The sequence below is a fragment of the Glutamicibacter sp. NPDC087831 genome (assembly GCF_044742845.1).
GTDB lineage: Bacteria > Actinomycetota > Actinomycetes > Actinomycetales > Micrococcaceae > Glutamicibacter.
This window is the reverse complement of the sequence record NZ_JBIUVH010000002.1, coordinates 220,695-243,048: the sequence shown is the minus strand read 5'-3', so window position 1 is coordinate 243,048 and position 22,354 is coordinate 220,695. Positions and strand designations below refer to the sequence as shown.

At 63.8% G+C, this 22,354-nt stretch carries 17 protein-coding genes; 7 read left to right on the top strand and 10 right to left on the bottom strand.

Going from position 1 to position 22,354, the window contains the following annotated elements; translation table 11 throughout:
- Positions 1–35 precede the first annotated feature (35 nt).
- The gene (locus tag ACIOJF_RS07580) at positions 36–1,595 is read left to right on the top strand and encodes an HNH endonuclease signature motif containing protein (protein ID WP_133833879.1); all 1,560 of its coding nucleotides are present in this window, start codon (positions 36–38) and stop codon (positions 1,593–1,595) included.
- Positions 1,596–1,853: 258 nt separating this feature from the next.
- Here ACIOJF_RS07580 and ACIOJF_RS07575 read toward each other — a convergent pair whose 3' ends face one another.
- From ACIOJF_RS07575 to benA, 6 genes are all read right to left on the bottom strand, one after another.
- Complete coding sequence (locus ACIOJF_RS07575) at positions 1,854–4,538, bottom strand: LuxR C-terminal-related transcriptional regulator (protein WP_402741641.1); 2,685 nt, start codon at positions 4,536–4,538, stop codon at positions 1,854–1,856.
- A 48-nt stretch (positions 4,539–4,586) separates the two neighbouring features.
- A complete protein-coding gene (locus tag ACIOJF_RS07570) occupies positions 4,587–5,921 on the bottom strand; it encodes an MFS transporter (protein ID WP_402741420.1) in 1,335 nt (444 codons plus the stop codon).
- 178 nt (positions 5,922–6,099) lie between these two features.
- Entirely contained in the window at positions 6,100–6,906 is an 807-nt protein-coding gene (locus ACIOJF_RS07565; protein WP_286134080.1) for a 1,6-dihydroxycyclohexa-2,4-diene-1-carboxylate dehydrogenase, read from the bottom strand.
- On the bottom strand, positions 6,903–8,273 hold the full coding sequence (benC, locus tag ACIOJF_RS07560) for a benzoate 1,2-dioxygenase electron transfer component BenC (RefSeq protein ID WP_402741419.1): 1,371 nt from the start codon (positions 8,271–8,273) through the stop codon (positions 6,903–6,905). The genes ACIOJF_RS07565 and benC overlap by 4 nt, the downstream gene beginning before the upstream one ends.
- Positions 8,274–8,351: 78 nt before the next feature.
- The gene (gene benB, locus ACIOJF_RS07555) at positions 8,352–8,882 is read right to left on the bottom strand and encodes a benzoate 1,2-dioxygenase small subunit (protein ID WP_105656489.1); all 531 of its coding nucleotides are present in this window, start codon (positions 8,880–8,882) and stop codon (positions 8,352–8,354) included.
- Between the two features lie 19 nt (positions 8,883–8,901).
- Positions 8,902–10,260: a benzoate 1,2-dioxygenase large subunit gene (benA, locus tag ACIOJF_RS07550; protein WP_105656490.1), complete on the bottom strand. Its 1,359-nt coding sequence runs from the start codon at positions 10,258–10,260 to the stop codon at positions 8,902–8,904.
- Positions 10,261–10,497: 237 nt separating this feature from the next.
- Here benA and ACIOJF_RS07545 point away from each other — a divergent pair, with 237 nt between their 5' ends.
- On the top strand, positions 10,498–11,916 hold the full coding sequence (locus ACIOJF_RS07545; RefSeq protein WP_105656491.1) for an MFS transporter: 1,419 nt from the start codon (positions 10,498–10,500) through the stop codon (positions 11,914–11,916).
- Positions 11,885–12,310, top strand: a complete 426-nt coding sequence (locus ACIOJF_RS07540) for a DUF1801 domain-containing protein (RefSeq protein WP_105656492.1) — start codon at positions 11,885–11,887, stop codon at positions 12,308–12,310. Before ACIOJF_RS07545 ends, ACIOJF_RS07540 begins: the two co-directional genes overlap by 32 nt.
- A 24-nt stretch (positions 12,311–12,334) precedes the next feature.
- Here the strand turns inward: ACIOJF_RS07540 and ACIOJF_RS07535 are convergent, their stop codons facing one another.
- Together ACIOJF_RS07535 and ACIOJF_RS07530 are read right to left on the bottom strand one after the other, a co-directional pair.
- Positions 12,335–12,748, bottom strand: a complete 414-nt coding sequence (locus ACIOJF_RS07535; protein ID WP_105656493.1) for a hypothetical protein — start codon at positions 12,746–12,748, stop codon at positions 12,335–12,337.
- Between the two features lie 112 nt (positions 12,749–12,860).
- Entirely contained in the window at positions 12,861–13,970 is a 1,110-nt protein-coding gene (locus ACIOJF_RS07530) for a hypothetical protein (RefSeq protein ID WP_105656494.1), read from the bottom strand.
- A gap of 402 nt (positions 13,971–14,372) precedes the next feature.
- On the opposite strand from ACIOJF_RS07530, the gene ACIOJF_RS07525 reads away from it, so the two are divergent.
- From ACIOJF_RS07525 to ACIOJF_RS07510, 4 genes are all read left to right on the top strand, one after another.
- Complete coding sequence (locus tag ACIOJF_RS07525; protein WP_105656495.1) at positions 14,373–15,149, top strand: electron transfer flavoprotein subunit beta/FixA family protein; 777 nt, start codon at positions 14,373–14,375, stop codon at positions 15,147–15,149.
- A gap of 14 nt (positions 15,150–15,163) precedes the next feature.
- The gene (locus ACIOJF_RS07520; protein WP_105656496.1) at positions 15,164–16,144 is read left to right on the top strand and encodes an electron transfer flavoprotein subunit alpha/FixB family protein; all 981 of its coding nucleotides are present in this window, start codon (positions 15,164–15,166) and stop codon (positions 16,142–16,144) included.
- Positions 16,145–16,149: 5 nt separating this feature from the next.
- Positions 16,150–17,967: a cytochrome b/b6 domain-containing protein gene (locus ACIOJF_RS07515; RefSeq protein WP_402741418.1), complete on the top strand. Its 1,818-nt coding sequence runs from the start codon at positions 16,150–16,152 to the stop codon at positions 17,965–17,967.
- Positions 17,968–18,069: 102 nt separating this feature from the next.
- Complete coding sequence (locus tag ACIOJF_RS07510; protein WP_105656498.1) at positions 18,070–18,726, top strand: bifunctional 2-polyprenyl-6-hydroxyphenol methylase/3-demethylubiquinol 3-O-methyltransferase UbiG; 657 nt, start codon at positions 18,070–18,072, stop codon at positions 18,724–18,726.
- A 65-nt stretch (positions 18,727–18,791) separates the two neighbouring features.
- Here the strand turns inward: ACIOJF_RS07510 and ACIOJF_RS07505 are convergent, their stop codons facing one another.
- Together ACIOJF_RS07505 and ACIOJF_RS07500 are read right to left on the bottom strand one after the other, a co-directional pair.
- The gene (locus ACIOJF_RS07505; protein WP_105656499.1) at positions 18,792–20,276 is read right to left on the bottom strand and encodes a rhamnulokinase family protein; all 1,485 of its coding nucleotides are present in this window, start codon (positions 20,274–20,276) and stop codon (positions 18,792–18,794) included.
- Entirely contained in the window at positions 20,273–22,324 is a 2,052-nt protein-coding gene (locus ACIOJF_RS07500; protein ID WP_133833975.1) for a bifunctional aldolase/short-chain dehydrogenase, read from the bottom strand. Before ACIOJF_RS07500 ends, ACIOJF_RS07505 begins: the two co-directional genes overlap by 4 nt.
- Between the last annotated feature and the right edge of the window lie 30 nt (positions 22,325–22,354).

The window sequence follows — 22,354 nt, the reverse complement described above, 5'->3', positions numbered from 1 at the left end:
GAAGATACTGTCGATAATCTGCGCGAACGTTAACTATGACTATTCCCGCATATCTAGACGATCACGACGATGAACATCGCCTTCCACTGCGCCCGCCGGGCACCCGCATGGAGTCGCACAGAGCGTCAGCGCTCGACGCCCATCGCGAGCACCAGTTGTTCTTCGGACCCATCAAGCAGGTTGCCGACGAACTATTCAATGCGGGCCCCGTGGATGGGCCCGGAGACGCATTGGAACGCCTGAAGAAACTCCAACGCCTGATGAGCAGCGCTGAAGCCGCTATCTGCGTTTTACTGGCAGACGGAGTCGAGCAGGTCAGCGCGTCCTTCAATGACCTGATTGCCACCGAGCATGCCCACACCCCAGACGAGGAAGCCGAAGCCAGCAAGAGTGCCGAATACTATGGCATAGACCGTGGCAGCGAGCAGGTCATCAACTCCAATTTCGTAGCTGAGTCAGCTGTCGCATTGCGCGAATCCGTCCGTAAAGCCAGCAAGCGGATGTTCCATGCCAAGGGCTTGCGCCACGCCTGCAAAGCCACCCTTGCCGCGCTCGCTGCAGGTGAGATTACCGTTAAGGCCGCCCACGACATCGTCAAATACTCGCAAGACCTTTCCCCGGAGCAGGTCGGCCGCATGGAGGAAAATTTGCTGCCTCTGGCAAGAACAGCCTGCGACGAGACCGTCTACCAGCGGGCCCGTCGCTTTCACGACCGGATGAATCCCAATTCGGCAGAGAACCGGCAGAAGAACGCATTCGCAGCCCGTAATCTCAAGGTGTGGAATGAGGAGAATGGCATGGCTACCTTGCAGCTGCATCACCGCGCTGATGTCATCCATTCGATTCGCAACTCGATAAAGCAGGCAGCCGCCCAGATCACTGATTCCAAGGATCTGCGCACGCAAACGCAGGTTGAAGCCGATGTGCTTGCGGACGTGTATCTGCATGGCTGGCCCGGAATGGAAGGCATGCCGCTGAAGCCACGGGTTGCCATCACGATCCCAGCCATTGAAATGCTCGCGAATCCCGCTCGCGCCCTCGCTGATTTGGAAGGTTACGGGCCGATCCCAATCGGCGTAGCGTTGGAAATCGCCGCGGATGCTCCGTCGTTCCAGCGCGTTCTGACCGACCCGTGGACGGGAGCCGCAATTGATGTGGAGCCCAAGAAATATCGGCCTTCCCAGGGGTTGCGCGATTTGCTGCGTTACCGCGACCAGCATTGCGGTTTCCCTGGTTGCCGCCGCCTGCCCGATCGTTCGGAAATTGATCACATCGAAGCGTATGGGCAGGGCGGCCACACTACCCGGCAGAACACTCATCTCTTGTGCAAGCAGCATCAGATGTACAAGCACGCGCTTGGCTGGAAGGTCTTCGCTTGCCCGGATGGCTCCAAGACGTGGGTATCTCCGCACGGGCTGCGGTCAATCACGGTTCCCGAGAGCGTGGACAACGTGGAGAAATTTGATCATGTCAACGATCGTTGTCCTCAACGTCCCCAGGAGGCTGCGGCCTGCGAGGTGCAATTGACCCCCGAAGTGCGGCGAGTACTGGGGCTCGGCCAAGATGAGGGCCTGCCCGGAACCGAAACCAGCTAGAGCCAGTACCTGATTTGGATTTCGAGCGATAAATTTTTTCAGTCACTAGCACCACCACACCACCCATACTTCGCAGGAGCAACGGCTTTGAGTCTGGTTGCAATGCTGGACGCGGCCTGAATCAAGAATCCCGGCCGCGTTCGATTCAAGCGATTCGTGCTGAATGAAAAAAATCTACAGTCACAGCGCGTAGGTCAACTCGAACTCCGCATGGTTCTGCTGCCCTCGGGAATGAAAATTTTTTTCAGTCGGAAGGCACTATCCTTCAAGGTCGAAACGCGCCAGCGCAGCAAGCTCAGTACGGTTTGAGACCGCCAGCTTCGTGTAGATCTTGGTCAGGTGGTATTGCACTGTCTTGGTTCCTATATACAGCTCTTCAGCGACACGTCGATTGCTTGCACCTTCGCAAACCAGCTTGGCCACGGCTTGTTCCTGCGCCGTCAGCGTCGACCAGTCAGCACTCTCCCTGCGCAGCATCCCGGTTCCGCTTGCCTGGAGCTCACGAGTGCAGCGGTCGATGTACACGGATGCATCGAAGTGCGTGAAAATCGCCAGCGCGCGGGTCAACGGCGCAACGCATTCGGCTCGCTTGCCGGCTCGGCGCAGGCATTGCCCGTAGTAGAAATCAATTTTTGCCCGGTGGTAGACCGACCCGATGCCTTCCAAACGGCGGATGGCATCTTCAAAGGCCAAACGGGCTGCGTCGATATCACCGCGGGCTGCCAGCAAGGTGCCTTGCACGCTCAGGAATCGAGCGGCTCCGCTCTGGTGGCCTGAAGCGAGAGCACTCTCCAGCAATGGCTGTACGAAATTTTCTGCTTCATCCAGGCGTTCGCAACGGATTAGCGCCATGGCGTATGTATCCTGCCAGGTCCAGAAACCTGCTTGGTCGATGCCCTGCGTACGGTCCAGCCGAAGCAATGGTTCCAGCGTCCGCACAACCTCTTCATGGTTTGCCTGCGCCCGGGCAATCTCGGCCCGCGCCATCCGGTAAGGCATCTCCATAATGGCATAGCTTCCGGTGCGTGCCCACGACTTGCGTAGGTGCAGATCCGCCTGCTCCCAATTGCCGCGCAATGCGTGAATCTGCACCGCGGTCAGCTGGATCAGCGGACGCAGGATCTGGATTTCAGAACGCTCCTGCAGGGACTGCGCGGATCGAACCGTCTCCAGCGCTTGGTCCCAGTCGCCCATGAGGAATTCAGCGCGCGCCGACCAGGCTTTGGCCCACAGCGAGATGCGCAGGGAACCATCGCTGAAGTCCGTGGAGCTGGCTGCGGAGAGCTCGTGCCGGGCCAGCTCCACGCGATCGGTCGCGAGGTAGACCCAGCCCAGTGACATTTCCGCGCGCTGGCGCTGTGCTCCCGCCGGAAGGGTGGCCAGCAGGTCCATCAAGACCTGTTCCCCCTCATCAGCCCGGCCCATCATTGCCAGGCCGAGCCCTTGGATGGCTGCGTTCTCAATGGCCAGCGGGCTGCCCACCTGGGCAAGGCGCAGCGATTGCTCAGCCCAGTCAATGATCTTCTGCCCCTTCAAACGGCACAGCGAGTCGAGGACTTGGCGTTGGGCGATCGCGGCCATCACATCGTTGTCCTGATGCTGGACCGCGTTCTGCCAGGCACTGGACAGCCAGCGCTGCGCGGTGTTGGCGCGGCCTTGCAGGATCGAGATGTATCCGGAAAGCACGTCCCGTTCCGGACTGCTTTCCAAGCTCGAAAGCTGATGCGCGAAGGTTTGCGCCCGCGGCAGCTCGCCGGCGGCGACAATCGCATCCACTGCGTTGAGCAGCAGGGAGTCGCGGCGCATCGGTTCCGGGGACAAGTGCATGGCCCTGAAGTACGCGGTAGCGGCCGAAGACCACTCGCCCCGCTTGCCTTGGGACCGCGCGTAGTCTTGCAGTTCCATCGACAAGCGGCCATCGGGCAGGATGCTCGCATCGGCCCGATGGCCCAGCTTGGCCCCCTGGTCCTCGACGATGTCCGCGGCGCAAGCATGCAACCGGATGCGGGTGCTCAGCGGGATCTGATGGTAGACAGCCATTTGGGTCAATGCGTTCTCGAACCCGAGCCGCACCTTCCCGCTATGGCCGTGGGTTTGCGCCAGCGAGGAGTCGAGAATCTGCTGGATCGGCAGCAGCGGATCATCCTCGCCCACCAGCTTGGCGATATTGTCGATCCGGGCCTGCGCGCCGAGCACCGCAGCCGCTTCCAGCAGCGCCCGCGCCCGCGGTTCCAACCCCTCCAATAGCTCGATGACGTGCAACGACAGGGCGTGAGGGGCAGGCGGCCAGCGGTCGAACTGCTCCCAGCTGTGCTCCGGATTCTCCTGGGCCAGCTCGATGACCACCTGCAGGTTGCCCTCGGTGTAGTCCACCAGCTGCTCGACGGCCATGGGCGGCAGGTCGATCCCCGTCCTGGCGCAGATAATCTCGCGCGCATGCGTTGGATCGGGCACTTGAAGCTGCAGGATCTTCAATTGGCTGTCGGCCAGGAATTCCCGGGTTTCCGGTGAAAGCCTGGCCAGGTTCTGGTCGCGCATCACCAGCACGATGAGTACCGGTTCATTGCGCAAGCGGCGCCAGGCGTAGTGCAGCGCCTGGAAGCTCAGGTCATCGACCCATTGCGCATTTTCCAGCACCAGCACACGGGGTTGCGGCGCCTCCCTGCGCAGGTATTCCAGCAAGGCCTCGCCCAGCGCCCCGGCCGAGCCTGCGTGGCTGCGTTGCAGCAACGGGCCCAAGGCGGCTCCGGGCTGCGCGGTTTCCCAGCGCGAAGCGGTCACCAGCTGCACCGATTGGCTGGCCAACCGGGTTAGCAGCGCCTTGATGATGGTGCTCTTGCCGCTGCCGCGCGGACCCTTCAGCACGGCCAGGGTACTGCCAGTTTGCTGGACTTCGCGGGAAAGGCCGATGAGCGCATCCTGGCCCTGCTGGGCACTGAGCATGGCGTTCACCAGCCTTCCTGCGTCGCCGCGTTGCGTTTCGATGTGCTGCTACTTCCCTGCTCCCGCGGCAGCCAGCTCTTCTTGCGCGCTGCGCTGCGCGTCCGAACGGGTCATCGGGACGCAGGTGGTGACCAGCGTTCCAACGATAGCAACTGCGGCGAAGACATAGAATGCGGTTCCCGGGGAAACTCCCGCCGAAAGCAGCAGTCCGCCCAGCAGCGGGCCGAAGATCCCGCCCAGCCTGCCGAATCCGGCGCACCAGGCCACCCCGGCCCCGCGGGCGGCACTGTGGTAGTAGTTCGACACAAATCCGTAGATCAGCACCTGCGTGCCGATGGTTCCCACACCTGCCACTGCCACCAGGGACAACAGCAAGCCCAGCGGGAGCTTGAGGGTCAGCAGCACCATTGCCAGCGCGGCCAGGAAGAAGGTCAGCGCCACGACCTGCTTGGGGCCGACCCGGTCGGCGGCCACCGAAGCCAGCAGCCCGCCGAAGACCGCGGCGAGGTTCAGCACCAGCAAGAAGAGCAGCGAATGGGACTTGCCGTAGCCTGCCTGCTGCATGATTTCCGGCATCCAGGTGTTCAGCCCATAGGTCAGCAGCAGTCCGGCGAAGCTCATCATGCCCAGCAGTGCGGTAGGCAGCGCGTAGCGCCTGGTGGCCAGCGCGGCGAAGCCCACACGTTCGGCCTTCAGCTGCCCGGCATCGGCGTCGCTGGGAAGTTCCAGCAGCATTCCGGTGCGCGCAGCCACCTCGCGGGCTTCAGCCACGCGGCCGCGGGAGAGCAGCCACTGCGGGGATTCGGGCAGCTTGAACCAGGCCATCGGCAGCAGGAACAGCAGCGGCAGCGCGCCGATGAGGAACAGCCCGCGCCAGCCGATCACGTCGCTGAGCACCATGGCCAGCAGCGAGGCGAGCACGCCTCCGGCCGGCACGCCCGAGTAGACGATCGCGTTGTAGTAGTTGCGGCGGTTCTTCGGGGCGAACTCGGCCACCACCGCGCCAGCGGTGGCCACGATCGCACCCACGCCCATGCCGGTGAGGAAGCGCAGGATGCCGAACCACAGGGTGTCGGGGGCCAACGCGGTCAGGCCCATGCCGACGGAGAACCAGATGATGCCGGTGATCATCGCCTTGCGCCGGCCGATGTAGTCGCCGATCGCGCCGGTGGACAGCGCACCGACCATCACGCCGAGCAGCGCGTAGCTGCCCAGCAATCCGGCGGCGGCTTCATCGAGCTGGCCGAGCTGGCTGGGGTCCGCCAGCAGCGTGGAGACGATGGTTCCGAAAACCACCAGGTCGTAGCCGTCGAAGATCAGGGCGATGGCGGCGATCACCACCACCCAGCGCACGGCGCCATTGGCGGCAGTGCTGGATGTCATTGGGCTGGTATTCACGTGTTTTTCCGTTCGTTTGCGGTGACCGGGGAACCTCGTTGTTCCCCGGAAAATACGTGCCCGGCGCTGGAAGCACGGCCGGAATGGTGCTGGATGGAACAAACGGCCCGTGATCACGAGCCGTTTGTTCCATGGTGGTGCGTTTGTGGTGCCGGGACTGCCGCTAGCCGAGGTCTCCTCCGGCCACCGCGAGGGTGGAACCGGTGATGTAGGAGGCCTCATCCGAGGCCAGGAACACGATGGGCGCCGACTGCTCGTCCAAGGTGCCGTAGCGCTTGAGCAAGGTGGAGTCCACGGTCTGGTCCACGATGGCCTGGTACCAGGCCTTTTCCTGCTCGCCGGTGGGCGCCGGCCCGCGCTTGACTACCCGCTCAGGGGCTTCGGTGCCGCCCGGCGCGGTGGCGACCACGCGGATGCCCAACTCGGCGCCCTCCATGGCCAGCGCCGAGGTGATGGCCTTGACCCCGCCCTTGGCCGCCGCGTACGGGACGCGGTTCATGCCGCGGGTGGCGACCGAGGAGACGTTCACGATGGTTCCGGATCGGGCCTGGACCATTTCCTCGAAGACCGCACGGCACATCCACAAGGTCGGGAACAGCGATCGCCGGATTTCCTTTTCGATCTCCTCGGGCGCGTAGTGCTCGTAGGGCTTGGCCCAAATGGTTCCGCCCACGTTGTTGACCAGCACATCGATGCGTCCGAACTGGTCCTTCGCGGCGGTGACCGCAGCCAGCGCGCCCTCGTAGGTTTCCAGGTCGGCGGTCACGCTCAACGCGGTGGCGCCGTCGGCGCGCAGAGCCCCGGCCACCTCGTGGATCAGCGCCGCGCGGTCCACGAGCACCATTTCCCCGCCCTCGGCGGCGATGCGCCGGGCCACGGACCAGCCGATGCCCTGGGCGGCGCCGGTGACCATGACGACCTTGCCGGCAAAGCGGCCCGGATGGAAGGACTCGGGCAGCCCGGCGCTCACTGGGCCGCTGCCTTGGAAGCGGCGGCCATGGTGGCCTTGGCGTGCTGGTTGTGCGCGGTGATCGCCGCGCGGGCAGCGGCGATGTCCTGCTTTTCGAAAGCGGCGACAATGCCCAGGTGGTCGGCGTCGACGGCCCCGTCGATCCAGTGCTCCTGGCGCAGCACGGCGGCCATCAGCGCAGGCACGTCCAGGCGGCGGTAGGCCTGCAGCAGGTGCTCGTTGCCCACGGCCTTGAACAGGAATTCGTGGAAGGCGTCATTGGTGACGGTGAATTCCTCGCCGATTTCGTAGCCCTGGTCGGCGGCGGCTTGCGCGGCGGGCGCCTCGGCAGCCGGGGCGGCAGGCTCGGCGTCCGGAACGACGGCCAGCGCGAACTTCTCGTAGTAGAAATTCTGCGGCTTGAGGCCTTCGGCTTCCAGGTGGCGGCGCACGCCCTCCACCATCGGAGGCGGGCCGCAAAGGTAGATATCCACGTCGCCCTCGGCCAGGTGCTGCGGCTCGAAGTGGTTGGTGACGTAGCCCTTCTTCTGTGAAGCGCTGTCAGGGTCACCCACCACGGTGTCGAAGCTGAAGCCCGCGATGCGCTGGGTGTAGTCCTGCAGCACATCGAGTTCGACCAGGTCGATGTCGGTGTTCACGCCGTAGATCAGGTGCACCGGGTGCGGGTTGTCCATGCCGGCCAGCTTCTCCAGGATGGCCAGCAGCGGGGCCAGGCCGGTGCCGCCGGCGAGCAGCAGCGATTGGCGCTTGGGTTCGCGCAGGAAGAAGCTGCCCATCGGGCCGGTGAAGGTGATGCGGTCGCCCACCTGCGCGGTATCGCGCATGTAGGTGGACATCAGACCGCCATCGGTGATGCGGATCAGGAAGGAGACGATGTCCACTTCCGGGCCCGAGCTGAAGGAGTAGGAACGGGTCTGCCCGCCGGAGCCGGGCACCTCGATGTTCACGTACTGGCCGGGCAGGAAGGAGAGGTCTTCGCGCTTGTCCACCTCGAGGCTGAAGGCGTAGGTGGTTTCGGAGATGCGGCGGATCTCGCTCAGCGTGGATTCGAAGGAGGCGGCCGAGGTCTTGGCGACATCCGAGGTGGTCGGGATCTGCAGCACGAGGTCGGATTCGGGGACCATCTGGCAGGGCAGGCAGTATCCGGCCTCTGCCTCGTCGTCGGTCAAGGCTTCTTCGATGTAGTCGCCGCCGTCGTACTTGCCCGACTCGCAGAAGGCCTTGCAGGTGCCGCAGGCGCCGTCGCGGCAGTCCAGCGGGATGTTGATGCGGGCTTTGTAGGAGGCATCGGCGACGGTTTCGTTCGCGCCGACCTTGATGAAGCGGGTGATTCCGTCTTCAAAGGCGAGGGCTACCTGGTGGGACATGGCATGCTCATTTCACAGGATTCGGGGATGGGCGATTCGGCGGGGCCTGCACTGGCCCCGCCGCCCAATGGGTGTCGCTTAAATGTGGTAGATGTCCACGACGTGGTGGATGTAGTCGTTTTTCAGGACGACCTTCTTCGCGGTGATCACCGGCGCAGTGCCGGAGTAGTCGATCGTGTAGAACGAGGTGCCGAAGTAGGTGTCCACGTTCTGGTAGCGGTAGTACAGGGTGAACCAGTTGAAGCGGATGTCCACCTTGTCGCCGTCCACTGCAACGATCTCCACGTTGGTGATGTTGTGCCCGGTGCGCGGCTCGGGCAGCGAGGTGGCCGAGGAGCGGTCGGTCTTGATGCGGAAGACGCGGTCTTCCAGGCCGCCGCGGTTAGCGTAGTAGATCAGCGAGATCTCGCGCTGCGGATCTTCGGTCAGCTGCTCGTCATCGGCCCAGGCCGGCATCCAGAAGGTGGCTTCCGGGTGGTAGCAGTCCAGCCAACGGTCGAAGTCGCGGTCATCGAGGAAGCGGGCTTCCTGGTAGAGGAACTGCGCGATATCCGCGGTGGTGACTGCGCCGTTGGAAGTCGGCGCCTCGGTCAGTGCGATGGTGCTCATCTGTCTTGTCCCTTCGACCTTAGTTCTGTGCTTCGCGTTCGTTATCCACGGCTTGGCGCATGGTCTGCAGCCAGTAGCCGTGCTGGATCGGGTACAAGCCCTCGTCCTCGGTGCGCGCTCCGGAGGAGATGGGCTTCAGGCCCACCTTGTCCGCGTTCTCATCCGGGCCGGTGATCTGGTGGGCCTGGCCGCGCGAGAGGTCATTCCACTGCGCCGAGGTGGCCAGGTAGGTCTTCTGGCAGGAGCGGAATTCTTCCAGGTCATCCGGGGTGGCCATGCCCGAGGCGTTGAAGAAGTCCTCGTACTGGCGGATGCGGGCCGCGCGCGCGGTGTCCGATTCGCCCACCGGGGCGAAGCAGTAGATGGTCACCTCGGTCTTGTCCACGGAGATCGGCCGGAAGACGCGGATCTGCGAGCCGAACTGGTCCATCAGGTACACGTTCGGGTACAGGCACAGGTTGCGCGAAATGCCGATCATCCAGTCGGCCTTGGCTTCGCCGAACTTGGCAACCAGCTCGTCGCGCTTCTCGGCCAGCGGGCGGTTGGCCGGGTCCAGCCATTCGGTCCACAGCAGCAGGTGGCCGTGCTCGAAGGAGTAGTAGCCGCCCTTCTGCTTGTCCCAGCCGCCGGCGTCCATGGTCTTGGTGTCGTTGGAGGATTCGCCGTTGGCGCGGCGGGCCTGGGTGGCGGCGTAGTTCCAGTGGGTGGCCGAGACGTGGTAGCCGTCGGCGCCGTTCTCCGCCTGCAGCTTCCAGTTGCCGTCATAGGTGTAGGTCGAGGCGCCGCGCAGCACTTCCAAGCCTTCTTCGGACTGGTCAACCATCATGTCGATGATCTTCGTGGCCTCGCCCAGGTGCTCTTCCAGCGGCAGGACATCGGCGTTCAGCGAGCCGAAGAGGAAACCGCGGTAGTTCTCGAAACGGGCGACCTTGGTCAAATCGTGGGAGCCGTCCTTGTTGAACTGCTCCGGGTAGCCAGCTCCCCGCGAATCCTTGACCTTGAGCAGCTTGCCGGAGTTGTTGAAGGTCCAGCCATGGAACGGGCAGGTGAAGGTGGTGCGGTTATCGGTCTTGCGCCGGCAGAGCATGGCTCCGCGGTGGCTGCAGGCGTTGATCAGCGCATTGAGTTCGCCCTGCTTGTTGCGCGAGATGATGATGGGCTGGCGGCCGATGTTGGTGGTGTAGTAGTCGCCGATGTTCGGGACCTGGGACTCGTGGGCCAGGTACACCCAGTTGCCTTCCCAGATGTGCTTCATTTCCATCTCGAAAATCTCTTCGTCGGTGAAGATATTTCGGTTGGCGCGGAACTCTCCGGTTTCCGGGCTGTCAACCAGCGCGTTATCCAGCAGGCTGGATACCTCGTTCAGGGTCTCGGTCATGGCGTGGTGTGCTCCGTCCATTCAATGCTCGTTTAAAGGGGAAACCGCTGCAGCCGGTTTGCATGGATTCAACCTTGGCAGAAAGTGCGGGCGGTCACACTAGGGTTATGCCTAGGCTTGGGCTAGGCATCTGACTACTATGTTTTCGATCGTCTGAATTCACACCTGTTGCCTATCAATGCATCGGCGTATTCTTTTGCTACGACCACCAGCCACTTTTTCGAAGCAGGCTTGCCCATGCGCGATGAAGGACCCCCTGATCTCCCGCCGGCCCACGGCCAGAACCCCGAAGTTCCGCCGCAGGGCCAGCGCTCTTTCATGCACATACTGGTCAACACCGCCGTCGCGAACCTCACCACCAGCTACCTGTGGTTCGCGCTGACCTTCTGGGTGTACCTGGAGACCGAGAACGTCATGGCCACCGGCATCATCGGCGGCGCATTCATGCTGCTGATCTCCGTGTTCTCCATGGTTTTCGGGACGATCGTGGACAACCACCGCAAGAAATCGGTCTTCGTCTTCTCCGCGATGATCACCGCTGTGGCCTTTTCCCTGGCTGGGCTGATCTACCTCTGGCTGCCCACGAAGGACATCCTGGATATCGGAGGATGGCAGTTCTGGATCTTCTGCCTGGTCATCCTGTTCGGCGCGATCGTGGAGCAGATGCGAGGCATCGCGCTGTCCACGACGGTCACCTTGCTGATCCCGGTCGAGCGCCATGCCAACGCCAACGGACTGGTAGGCACGGTGCAGGGCATCGCCTTCATCATCACCAGCGTGTTCTCCGGGCTGTCCATCGGGCTGCTGGGGATGGGATGGACGCTGGCCATTGCCATCGTGATGGTCGTGGTCACGATGCTGCACCTTTTGGGCATCTCCATCCCGGAGGAGGAACCGGAAAAGGAGGAAGGGCGGACCAAGACCAGCGACCTGCGCCTGGGCTTCACTACAGTGATGGCCATCCCTGGCCTATTCGCGCTGATCATCTTCTCGATGTTCAACAACTTCATCGGCGGCACCTACATGGCGCTGATGGATCCCTACGGGCTGACCATCATGCCGGTCGAAGCCTGGGGCATCACCTTCGGGCTGGCATCCACCGGCTTCATCATCGGCGGCTTGGCCATCGCCAAGTTCGGCCTGGGGGCCAACCCGATCCGCACCATGCTCCTGCTGGTTGCCGTCATGGGATTCCTCGGCGCGATCTTCACCATCCGCGAATGGACGTGGCTCTATGTGCTGGGCATCTGGCTCTACATGATGCTGATCCCGGCGGTGGAAGCCTCGGAGCAAACGGTGATCCAGAAGGTGGTCACCTTCCGCCGCCAGGGCCGGGTGTTCGGCTTCGCCCAGATGATGGAAGCCGCCGCGGCGCCGATTACCGCTTTCCTGATCGCGCCGATAGCCCAGTACCTGGTCATCCCCTTCATGCGCTCGCCAGCGGGCGACGACCGATTCGGCTGGCTGGTGGGGCAAGGCCAGGCGCGCGGCATCGCCTTGATATTCCTGGCCGGCGGGCTGATCATGATTGTGGTGGCGCTGCTGGCCATGGGCACCAGCCAGTACCGCAAGCTGTCGACAATTTTCCAGGCCGAATCACCTGGAGCACCCGAGGAGGCATCACTTGCCAACAAGTCAGAAGACCCTTCCAACTGAGGCCAGCGTGGAGGAATTCATTGAGGCGGCAACCCCGGCCAAGCGCCGGGTTGACGGCCACGAACTGGACCGCATCTTCCGCGAAGCCACCGGCGAGCAGCCGGTGATGTGGGGACCGAGCATGGTGGGCTACGGAAGCTACACCTACATCTCCCCTGCCAATGCGCGCACCACGGGCATCTGGCCCAAGACCGGTTTCTCGCCGCGCAAGGCCCAGCTCTCGCTCTACGGGCTGAAGGACCTTCCCGAGGGCGCCCAGCTCTTGCCGCAGCTGGGCAAATACACCGAGGGAGCCGGTTGCGTGTACGTGAAAAAGCTGGAGGACATCGACCTGGAGGTGCTGCGGAAACTGATCTCCATCGCTGCCTCGCGGCAGGACGACCAGGCTCGATAGCCTCCAGGGGCTTCGCTCCGCCGCCTAGTTCGCCACGGCGGCCAGCCGGGCCTTCCTGAAACCCCTGAAAATTGCCCGCCCGCCTGCAACTGCACCCAGCACAATTGCCACCGCACCCGAGAATAGCGAGACGGCCATGGGAAGCTGCGGGCTGGCGGAATCCGGGAAAGCGTCAAAGAGCAGTAGCGTCCAGAAAAGGCCGGGAATCACCCCGGCGGCCAGGGCGCTGAAGCTGAACACCAGAGCGTGCAGCCAGCGCTCGGTTGCGCTTCCCAGCCATGCCATCACGCCGGCAACTGCCAGCCATGGAAGCAGCGGGAACGCCAAGGGCACCCACAGGTCGGGTTCGGACCACCATGGGGCATCCGCGATCAGCGGATCCACGATCAGCAGCAGCACCGCGAAGAGGATCCCGCTGGCTGCAGGCAGCCAGCTCATTGGCCGATTATTTTTCTTGCCCATTAGCGATTGCCTGCTTGCTACTAGCGAATATCTTCCTAGGTTGGATGATACCCGCAGACTGGTGCCGCTGCGGGTATCATCCCCTGCCTTATTCGGCTTCTTCGAAGAAGGCCTCGACCTCTGAGATGCCGGCGGAGATGACCGGAACCAGGCGCTCGTCGATGCTGTAGTGCTCGCCGTCCTTGGAAATCAGACCGTAGCCGACCAAGGAATCCATGGCGATGCGGGCTTCTGGAAGCACGGCATCGTAGATCTTCGGACCGCAGTTGCGGCGCAGGCCCTCCAAGTCCCCTTCGCGGCCGGTGGATGCGGTGACCAGCAGGTTACGCAGCACCAGGTAATGGGCTTCATCCCGCAAGGTGACATCGAAGGTCGGGTTCAGGTGCGCCTGGACGCAGCCGACAGCCATCTCGAAGAGCAGCTGCGCGCTGCCCGCTTCCTCGCCGGCAACCAGCAATTCGTAGGCGTCCGGATCCGTGCGCAACACCGATCCTTCCGACTCCACGACGGACATCCGGCCGGCGCTCCAGATGTAGTTGAAGGCTAGTGGCGCCGGGCCTTCCGGGTCGAAGGTTTCGGCATCCAGGCCAACGGCAGTCAATACCTTGGCGCGCGGCGCTTCGGCTGCTGCACTGAAGTCCTCCATGTCCACGCCTTCGGCCACCGCCTGGGCATAGGCCTTGACCTGGCTGAACAACCTGGTTTCGCGCAGCAATCCGCATAGCTCCGCGTCGCCCTCGGCAAAACCATTGAGCGTATCTTCCAGCATCTCGCGCAGGGCTTCGAGGTTCTCCGCAGGGCCCTGCCAGAGCATGCGCTGCTCGATGAAGCTGAAGTATTCCAGCCATGTGGTGAAGATCGGCTCCGGAGCCAAGGATTCCGGCAGGTTGCCCAGGTGCTCGGCCAGAGTCTCGCCGAAGACATCGATGTCCAGGTCGAACAGGTTCGAGCTGCGGGCGTTCTCGGCGTACTGGCCGGCGATCTGCCCGATGACGTCCAGCTGCATGCCCGCTGCCTGCGCCGCCTGTTCAGGCGAAAAGGCAGGAACCTGCTGCGCTACCCAAGTTGTGTAGTCCTGGCGAAGCGCATTGATCTGCTGTTCAGCCTGGATCAGGAACACGCTGCGACCGCGCGCTGCCGCCTTGGCAGGATTTCCTGCGCCCGAGTTCTTCTTGCCTTGACGCTTTTTGCTGGCCATGAGCCGTCCTTTGGTTCCGAAATTGGTCTCTGGTTAAAGCCTACGGTGCCCGCCCGAAGCCGGGCGAATAGCGCGATGCGGCTCACCTGCGTGGAAGCATGCCCGGATGACCCCGCCGGACCGTGGACCTTTGGTGTTCAAGGTGCTCACTTGCTGTTTTCTTGTCCACTTTCATTGACCAATGGCGCTGAATCCGACAAGATGAACAGCAAAGACAGACGTAGCCTGCGACACAATGCTTTCAGCTCTGCAGAAAATCTGCGCCGTGGCCTATTAATGAACTTGGATTTCCTAGTAGTTTCGGCGGGGGCCGCTTCAGTGGTCCGCGAAGCCCCGGATCATTGGTGATTTCCGGCCATCGGCTGTCCTGGCAGATGCTACTGCGATAAGAGGGAGAAAATAATGAAGATCGCGGTTTTGATCAAAGAAGTCCCAGATACCGGAGAGGACCGCCTGCTGGATCTGGAGACCGGCCTGGCCGACCGTGCCGCTTCAGAAGTGGTGCTCGATGAAATCGGCGAGCGGACCCTGGAAGTTGCGCTGAAGCATGCTGATGCGAACCCTGGAACTGAAATCACCGTGCTGACCATGGGCCCGGATTCAGCTCAGGCCACCCTGCGCAAGGGTTTGGCCATGGGTGCTGCCAGCGCCGTGCATATCAGCGACGAGGAGCTTCTCGGCGCCGATCTGGTCCTCACCGCGCAGGTCCTGGCGGCGGCTTTGCGCCGAGGCAGCTACGATCTGGTCCTCACCGGCAACATGTCCACCGACGGCTCCGCGGGCATGCTCCCGGTCATGCTGGCCGAGCTGCTTGATCTTCCGGCGGCGACCTCGTTGTCCTCGGTAGAAATTGCCGACGGCGCGATCAGCGGATTGCGCGAGCTGGATGGCGCTGCCGCCCAGATCAGCGCTCCATTGCCAGCGGTCGCTTCGATCACCGAGGCATTGCCAGATGCCCGCTTCCCGAATTTCAAGGGCATCATGGCCGCGAAGAAGAAACCGGTCGAGTCCCTGTCCCTGGCCGATTTGGGCGTCGAGTCCCTGCCTGCGGATACTGCGCGTTCCATCATGGTTTCGGTGGCCCAGCGCCCGCCCCGCACCGCCGGAACTGTCATTGCCGATGACGGCGATGCCGGTAACGCAGTGGCCGAATTCCTCGTCAAGAACAACCTGGTGTGAGCGGAAAGAAAACCATGACTTCCTTTGCTTCTGATTCAATTCTTGTTTTCCTCGAGACCACGGCCACTGGAACGCTGGCCAAGAACCACGCGGAACTGCTCGGCGCCGCCTCTGCCGTGGGCACCCCGGTAGCGCTTCTCGCCGCTCCGGCCGGATCCCTTGATTCACTGGCGGCGCAAGCCAGCGAGTCTGGCGCCGCGCAGGTACTCACCGCCGCCGTCGATTCTCCGGTGCTGACCGCGCCGATGGCTGACGCGCTGCAGCAGGCCTTCGGGCAAATCCAGCCACAAGCCGTGCTGCTGGGGCATACCCTGGCTTCGCGCGAAGTGGCCGCACGCTTCGCGGTGCGCCACCGCTTGGCGCTGAGCGTCGATGCGCTCGGTGTTTCGCGTGATGACCAGGGAATCATCGCAGCCCACTCGATCTACGGCGGCGCGTATTCGACCCACAGCGCCCCGACCTTCGGCGCGCCGGTGATCACCGTGCGCGTGGGCAGCATCGAAGAGCGTGCCCAGGCCCAACCGGCGAGCGCGATCCCGCTGGAGGTAGCCGCCAGCGCCAAGCCGGAGGTCGAGGTCAAGGAACTGAGAACGGCCGAAACGGCATCCACCCGTCCCGAGCTGCGTTCCGCGGCACGCGTGGTCTCCGGTGGCCGCGGGTTGGGCAGCGCGGAGCAGTTCGACCTGGTGCACCAGCTGGCCGATGCCTTGGGCGCTGCCGTGGGCGCGTCGCGTGCGGCGGTGGATGCCGGATACGTCGAGCATGCCGCCCAGGTGGGCCAGACCGGCGTGGCAGTTTCTCCCCAGCTGTACGTGGCACTGGGCATTTCCGGAGCCATCCAGCACAAGGCGGGCATGCAGACCGCCAAGACCATCATCGCCATCAACAAGGATGCCGATGCGCCGATCTTCGAGATCGCCGACTTCGGCGTGGTGGGGGATGTCTTCAAGGTCGTGCCCCAGCTGATTTCCGCCTTGGAAGCACGCAAGGCCTGATCGCCATGAACGCACCAAACCAATCCATCCGCCAGGGGCTGCCGCGCGTGGCAGGCGGCGATCCCTGGCCGCCAGCCGAGCTGTTCGCTCCCGCTGCAGGCGCCGCGGTCCCGGCAGGGCCTAGCGCGGTCGAGGATGCTGCAGAACCAGTTCTCGACCAGCCCGTTGGCCCGTCGGTGCCTGCGGAACCAACGCCTGGCCAAGCATCTGCTAGTTCCGGAGCCAGCGCACCGGCCGCGGAACCTGTTGCAGATCAGGGCGCGGTTGCCGGGCTTCTTCGCCAGGGCCTGCCACGGGTTGCCGGCGGCGGGCCGTGGCCGCCTGCGGGAACGCCGGTCGCCGCGAACGCTCCAGCCGCATCGCAGAACGCTTCCGCTGCACCAGCACCCGAGCCGGTTGCCGAGCTAGTTGGCGAACCGGTTGCCGAACCGGTAGCTGAATCAGCGCCGGCGGCCCCCGAACCAGTTGCCACCGCGGGTACCGCCCCGGCCACAGCGGTTTCCAGTGCCGGGGCACCAGCAGTTCGCCGTGGCCTGCCGCGCACCGCCGGTGCAGAACCGTGGCCGCCAAGTTCATTCGTGGCAACTCCCGTTGTTGCCGCAGCTCCAGCGGCTCCAGCGCCTGCGCTCCCGCCGGCACCGGTTGCGGAAGCTGCCCAGGCCCAGGCCGCACCGGCCACCCCGCCGAGGGCAGAGCCAGCACCCGCAGATCCGGTGGCCCAGGCATCCGGCGCCGCGCTGGCCTCGGAGCCTGCGGCCGCCGAGGCGCAGGCTGCTCCTGCCCGTACCCGCATGGGTGCGCAGGAACCTGCCGCGCCAGCAGCCGCGGCAAGTAACGCGCCGGCCGCCGGGCGCGCGACCAAGCCGGCACCCCAGGCAGCGGCAAAGAGCAAGAAAGAAGCGGCCAAGCATGGCCCGCTGACGACCAAGCAGTGGGTGCTGGCTGGAATCCTTGGCGCATTCTGCGCCTTGGGCATCGCCACCGCCGTGGTGCTCGTTGCCCGCGGCATTGCCGGCATCGATGCCGTGGAGTCATTCATGGAACGCTACCCGGGTGAGTACCACCTGCCGGACTCGGCACCTCTCGGGTTCCCTGGCTGGCTGGCATGGAACCACTTCTTCAACTTCTTCCTGATGGTCCTGATCATCCGTTCTGGCATGCTGGTCAGGCACCAGAAGAAGCCGCCTGCCTATTGGTCCTCGAAGCGCAGCCCGAAGGTGAGCATCAACCTCTGGCTGCATCAGGGTCTAGACCTGCTGTGGATCATCAATGGCCTGGTGTTCCTCGTGCTGCTGTTCGCCACAGGCCACTGGATGCGCATCGTCCCGACGTCGTGGGAGGTCTTCCCCAACGCGATTTCGGCGGCCTTGCAGTACCTGACGCTGGATTGGCCCACCGAAAACGGCTGGGTGAACTACAACTCGCTGCAGCAGCTGGCCTACTTCACCACCGTATTCATCGCGGCCCCGGTCGCGGCGATCACCGGCTTCCGGCTCAGCGCCTTCTGGCCGAAGAACATGCCAGCATTGACCGCGAAGTACCCGATCGAGGTTGCCCGCGCGCTGCACTTCCCAACCATGCTGTACTTCGCTGTGTTCATCCTCGTGCACGTGATCCTGGTGTTCTCCACCGGGGCGCTGCGCAACCTGAACCACATGTACGCGGCCCAGGGTTCCACGGATCCAGCCGCGTACGCGGATAACTGGACCGGACTGCTCTTCTTCGCGCTCTCGCTGCTCGTAATCGCCGGCGCCTGGCTGGCCTGCCGGCCAATGATCCTCGCATCCATTGCCCGGCTCTTCGGCAAGGTCAGTGCAAGGTAGGAGCAGCGATTCTTGCCTCTGGCGCAAAACTGATCGCGCATGGGGTCGATCGTCAGTAGGGTCGATAACAACGGCCTTACTGACGAATGGGGAACAACGAAAATGAGCCACCACCACGAACACCACACCAAAGAACATGATGATGTCGCCTTCTGGGAGAACCACTACGGCCAGTCCGAGCGGGTCTGGTCAGGCAAGGTCAACCAGGTCATCGAGAACCTTGTCGCCCCGCTGGCCCCCGGCACGTCGCTGGATATCGGCTGCGGGGAGGGAGGCGATGCGCTGTGGCTGGCCACCCACGGCTGGAAGGCTACCGGAGTCGACATCTCGCCCACCGCGGTGAAGCGCGCGCAGGAAGAAGCGGCCAAGCACGGCCTGGACGCGGGGCAGACCCGCTTCATCGCCTCGGATCTGGCTGCGTGGAATACCGGGGAAACCTTCGACCTGGTGACCTTGAGCTTCTTCCAGGCACCCTTTGAATTCCCTCGCGCCAGCTTCCTGCGCAAGGCAGCGACCCTGGTCGCACCCGGCGGCCACCTGCTGGCCCTGTCCCATGCATCGATGCCGTCCTTCGCCAGCAAGCCCGATCACCAGATGCCCGTGTTCCCCAGCCCCGAAGAGGAACTGGAAGCTTTGGCTCTGGATCCGGCGCAGTGGGAGGTGCTGTGCGCCGAGGTCCGCGAACGCACCATCATCGGTCCCGATGGCAATCCGGCGACCCTGGAGGATGCCGTGGTATTCGTGCAGCGCAAGGTGTAAAAAGTTCGACCCTCCAGCCCCATCGGGCTGGAGGGTCAACGACGGCCTAGATATCCCACACGGATCTAGGCCAGCTTCAGGGCCTGCGACGGGGCGTAGGCGCCTAGCGGCACCGAGTCGCGCACCACGTCGCGCAGGTTCAATGCATCACCGCCCGCAGGCATAGCCGCTTGCAACTGCACGAGCACGTTGCCCAGGGCGGTGCATTCCACGGGTCCGGAAATGACCGGCACGCGCGCATGGTCTGCAGTGCGCTGGCACAGCAGCTGGCCTTGCGAGCCGCCTCCGACAATATGGATGTTCTCCAGCTCGAATCCACCCAACCGCGCGGCTTCTGCAGCTTGGCGGGCGAAACTCTGAGCCAGCGACTCGACGACCACCCTGATCACTTCGGCAGGTGAGCACGGGCGCTGCCCGCCGGCGGCTTCCACCGCATCGCAGATGCGCTGGGCCATCTGGCCAGGAGCCAGGAACCGCTCGCTTTGAGGATCGATCAGCACCTGCGGAACAGGCAATTCCGCGGCCTCGGCAAGGAGCTGCTCCAAGCTGGTTTCTTCCCTTCCGGCGGCTTCCGCGTCGTCGTTCCATTGGCGGATCGACTCGCTGAGCAGAAAGGTTCCGGCGACGTTCTTCAGGAACCGGACACTGGAATCCAGCCCCAGCTCGTTGGTGAATCCCGCTTGATGCGCTTGCTCGGTGAGTACCGGGCGGTCCAGCTCCACACCAACCAATCCCCACGTTCCGCAAGAGATATAGGCGGATTGCCCGCTGGAGAGCGGGGTCGCGACCACTGCGCTGGCCGTGTCATGGGAAGCGACCGCCACTACCTGGACTTCGTGGCTGGCTCCGAATTCCGCAGCCAGCTCGGGCAGCAGTGCGCCCACCGGCTGGCCAGGGTGCACTAGCTGCGCGAGCTTTCCCGAAAGCCCCAGTTCAGCAACCAGATCCTCGTCCCATGTACCGGTGCTGTGGTTCAGCAACCCGGTAGTGGAAGCGTTCGTCCACTCGCTGCGCCGATGCCCTGTGAGCATCCAGTTGAAATAGTCGGGAACCAGCAGCAGCGCCTCGGCGTTCGCCAACCGGTTTTCCAACTTCTCGGCTTGCAACTGGTACACGGTGTTGAACGGAAGGAATTGCAGCCCATTGCGTGCAAACAACTCGCGCCGGCTGAATTTCTGTTCCAGCGCAGCAACCGCGCGCTCATTGCGCGGATCCCGGTAATGCCGCACTTCTCCCAGGCGCTTGCCGTCCTTGAGCAACGCATAGTCCACCGCCCAGGAGTCCACCCCGATGCTGGCGATATCCCCGCGCTGCGCGAAAGCCAGCGAGAGGCCGTGGCGAATTTGCGCCCAGAGCTCATCGATATCCCAGGCCAGCGCTTCTTGCCGCGCCCCTGGTTCCAGGCTCGACAGCGGAACCGGTCCGTTGGCGAAACGGTGGACGGCAGTGAGCTGGAGCTTCCCGTCCACCATCTGGCCGATCATGACACGTCCGCTGGTGGCGCCGAGGTCGATAGCTGCGACCGGCGCGCTCTCTGCTTGCTTGCTCATCGCAGGAAGGCTGCCGCCACTCCGGAATCCACCGGAATGTGCAATCCGGTGGTCCGGGTCAGTTCCGGCCCGGTCAGCACGAACACGGCATCGGCAATGTTCTCCGGGATGACCTCGCGCTTCAGGATCGTGCGGTTTGCGTAGAACTGCCCCAGATCCTCCTCTGCCACGCCATAGGTCGCCGCACGCTGGGCACCCCAGCCGGAGGCGAAGATCCCGGAGCCGCGCACTACGCCATCGGGGTTGATGCCGTTCACGCGCACGCCATGCTCGCCCAATTCTACGGCCAGCAAGCGCACCTGATGCGCCTGGTCGGCCTTCGTGGCCGAGTAGGCAATATTGTTCGGACCTGCGAAGACCGAGTTCTTGGAGGAAATGTAGATGATATCGCCGCCGAGCTTCTGCTCGATCAGCACCTTGGCCGCGGCCTTGGAAACCAGGAACGATCCCTTGGCCATCACATCATGCTGCAGGTCCCAGTCGGCCTCGGTGGTTTCCAGCAAGGGCTTTGAAAGCGAGAGGCCCGCGTTGTTCACCACCAGGTCCAATCCGCCAAATGCCAGCACCGCCTCATCGATGGCACGTTGCACGGCGTGCGCATCGGCCACGTTGGCGGCGACGCCAACGGCCACATCTGCTGTACCCAGCTCCGCCGCGGCGGCCTGCGCCTTGTCCAGGTCCAGGTCTGCGATGACCACGCAGGCTCCCTCGGCTGCCAGCCGCTGCGCCACGGCCTTGCCGATGCCCGACGCGGCACCGGTGACCAGGGCGATGCGCCCGGCATGGGATTTGGGCTTGGGCATGCGCTGCAGCTTGGCTTCCTCCAGCGCCCAGTATTCAATGCGGAACTTCTCGGCATCGGAAATCGGCGTATAGCTGGAGACCGCTTCGGCGCCGCGCATGACGTTGATGGCATTGAGGTAGAACTCGCCAGCGACCCGTGCGGTCTGCTTATTCGCCCCATAGGAGAACATGCCGACGCCCGGGACCAGCACGATCAGCGGGTCGGCCCCGCGCATCGCCGGAGAGTCCAGGTCCTTGTGGGCCTCGTAGTAGGCCTGGTAGTCAGCACGGTACTGCGCATGCAGTTCTTCCAGGCGAGCGATCTGCTCCGATACGCCTGCGGTAGCGGGAAGATCCAGCACCATCGGCTTGATCTTGGTGCGCAGGAAGTGGTCCGGGCAGCTGGTGCCCAGGGCCGCCAGCTGCGCCAGCTTCTGGCGCGAGAGGAAATCCAGGACTCGCTGGTCATCGCTGAAGTGCCCCACCATGGGCTTGTCGGTGCTGGCCAGGCCGCGGATGCTCGGGGCCAATGCGGCGGCGCGGGTCCGGCGCTCCTCCTCGTCCAGCGGCTCGAATCCGGGAACCACAGGACCGAAGGGCTCCGGTGCGCCGTGCTCGTCAAGGTAGGCAGCGGCGGTGTCGATGATCCACAGCGAGTTGGACTCGGATTCCTGGGAGGTATCTCCCCAGGCGGTGATGCCATGGCCGCCGAGGATGCAGCCCACGGCTTGCGGATTGGCGTCCTTGATCGCGGCAATATCCAGTCCCAGCTGGAATCCGGGGCGGCGCCAGTCAACCCAAGCCACCTTGTCGCCGAAGATCCTTGCGGTCAGCTCCCGGCCGTCCTTGGCAGTGGCAATGGCAATGCCGGAGTCCGGGTGCAAGTGGTCGACGTGGTTTGCGTTGACCAGCCCATGCATTGCGGTATCAATGGATGGCGCGGCGCCTCCCTTGCCGTGCAGGCAGTAATCGAAGGCCGCGACCATCTCGTCTTCGCGCTCCACGCCCGGGTAGGCGTCCACCAGCGAGCGCATGCGGTCCAGGCGCAGGGTCGACAGCCCCTTTTCGGTCAACGTGCCGAGGTCCCCGCCCGATCCCTTGACCCAGAGCAGCTCAATTTGCTCACCGGTGACCGGGTCTTTCGCGGTGCCCTTGGCCGAGGTGTTTCCACCGGCGTAGTTGGTGTTCTTCTTGTCTGCACCCAACCGGTTGGATCGTTGAATCAGTTCCTGTGCGGTGGTGCGTGTCGCGATGGTGTTGCTCATGGTGTTCTTGTCTTCCGACTCGTTAATGTG

Excerpts from the sequence above, each read along its gene's own strand:
- ACIOJF_RS07580 (WP_133833879.1), top strand. The coding sequence starts at position 36 with ATGACTATTCCCGCATATCTAGACGATCACGACGATGAACATCGCCTT.
- ACIOJF_RS07575 (WP_402741641.1), bottom strand. The coding sequence starts at position 4,538 with ATGCTCAGTGCCCAGCAGGGCCAGGATGCGCTCATCGGCCTTTCCCGC.
- ACIOJF_RS07570 (WP_402741420.1), bottom strand. The coding sequence starts at position 5,921 with ATGACATCCAGCACTGCCGCCAATGGCGCCGTGCGCTGGGTGGTGGTG.
- benC (WP_402741419.1), bottom strand. The coding sequence starts at position 8,273 with ATGTCCCACCAGGTAGCCCTCGCCTTTGAAGACGGAATCACCCGCTTC.
- benB (WP_105656489.1), bottom strand. The coding sequence starts at position 8,882 with ATGAGCACCATCGCACTGACCGAGGCGCCGACTTCCAACGGCGCAGTC.
- benA (WP_105656490.1), bottom strand. The coding sequence starts at position 10,260 with ATGACCGAGACCCTGAACGAGGTATCCAGCCTGCTGGATAACGCGCTG.
- ACIOJF_RS07545 (WP_105656491.1), top strand. The coding sequence starts at position 10,498 with ATGCGCGATGAAGGACCCCCTGATCTCCCGCCGGCCCACGGCCAGAAC.
- ACIOJF_RS07535 (WP_105656493.1), bottom strand. The coding sequence starts at position 12,748 with ATGAGCTGGCTGCCTGCAGCCAGCGGGATCCTCTTCGCGGTGCTGCTG.
- ACIOJF_RS07530 (WP_105656494.1), bottom strand. The coding sequence starts at position 13,970 with ATGGCCAGCAAAAAGCGTCAAGGCAAGAAGAACTCGGGCGCAGGAAAT.
- ACIOJF_RS07525 (WP_105656495.1), top strand. The coding sequence starts at position 14,373 with ATGAAGATCGCGGTTTTGATCAAAGAAGTCCCAGATACCGGAGAGGAC.
- ACIOJF_RS07520 (WP_105656496.1), top strand. The coding sequence starts at position 15,164 with ATGACTTCCTTTGCTTCTGATTCAATTCTTGTTTTCCTCGAGACCACG.
- ACIOJF_RS07515 (WP_402741418.1), top strand. The coding sequence starts at position 16,150 with ATGAACGCACCAAACCAATCCATCCGCCAGGGGCTGCCGCGCGTGGCA.
- ACIOJF_RS07510 (WP_105656498.1), top strand. The coding sequence starts at position 18,070 with ATGAGCCACCACCACGAACACCACACCAAAGAACATGATGATGTCGCC.
- ACIOJF_RS07505 (WP_105656499.1), bottom strand. The coding sequence starts at position 20,276 with ATGAGCAAGCAAGCAGAGAGCGCGCCGGTCGCAGCTATCGACCTCGGC.
- ACIOJF_RS07500 (WP_133833975.1), bottom strand. The coding sequence starts at position 22,324 with ATGAGCAACACCATCGCGACACGCACCACCGCACAGGAACTGATTCAA.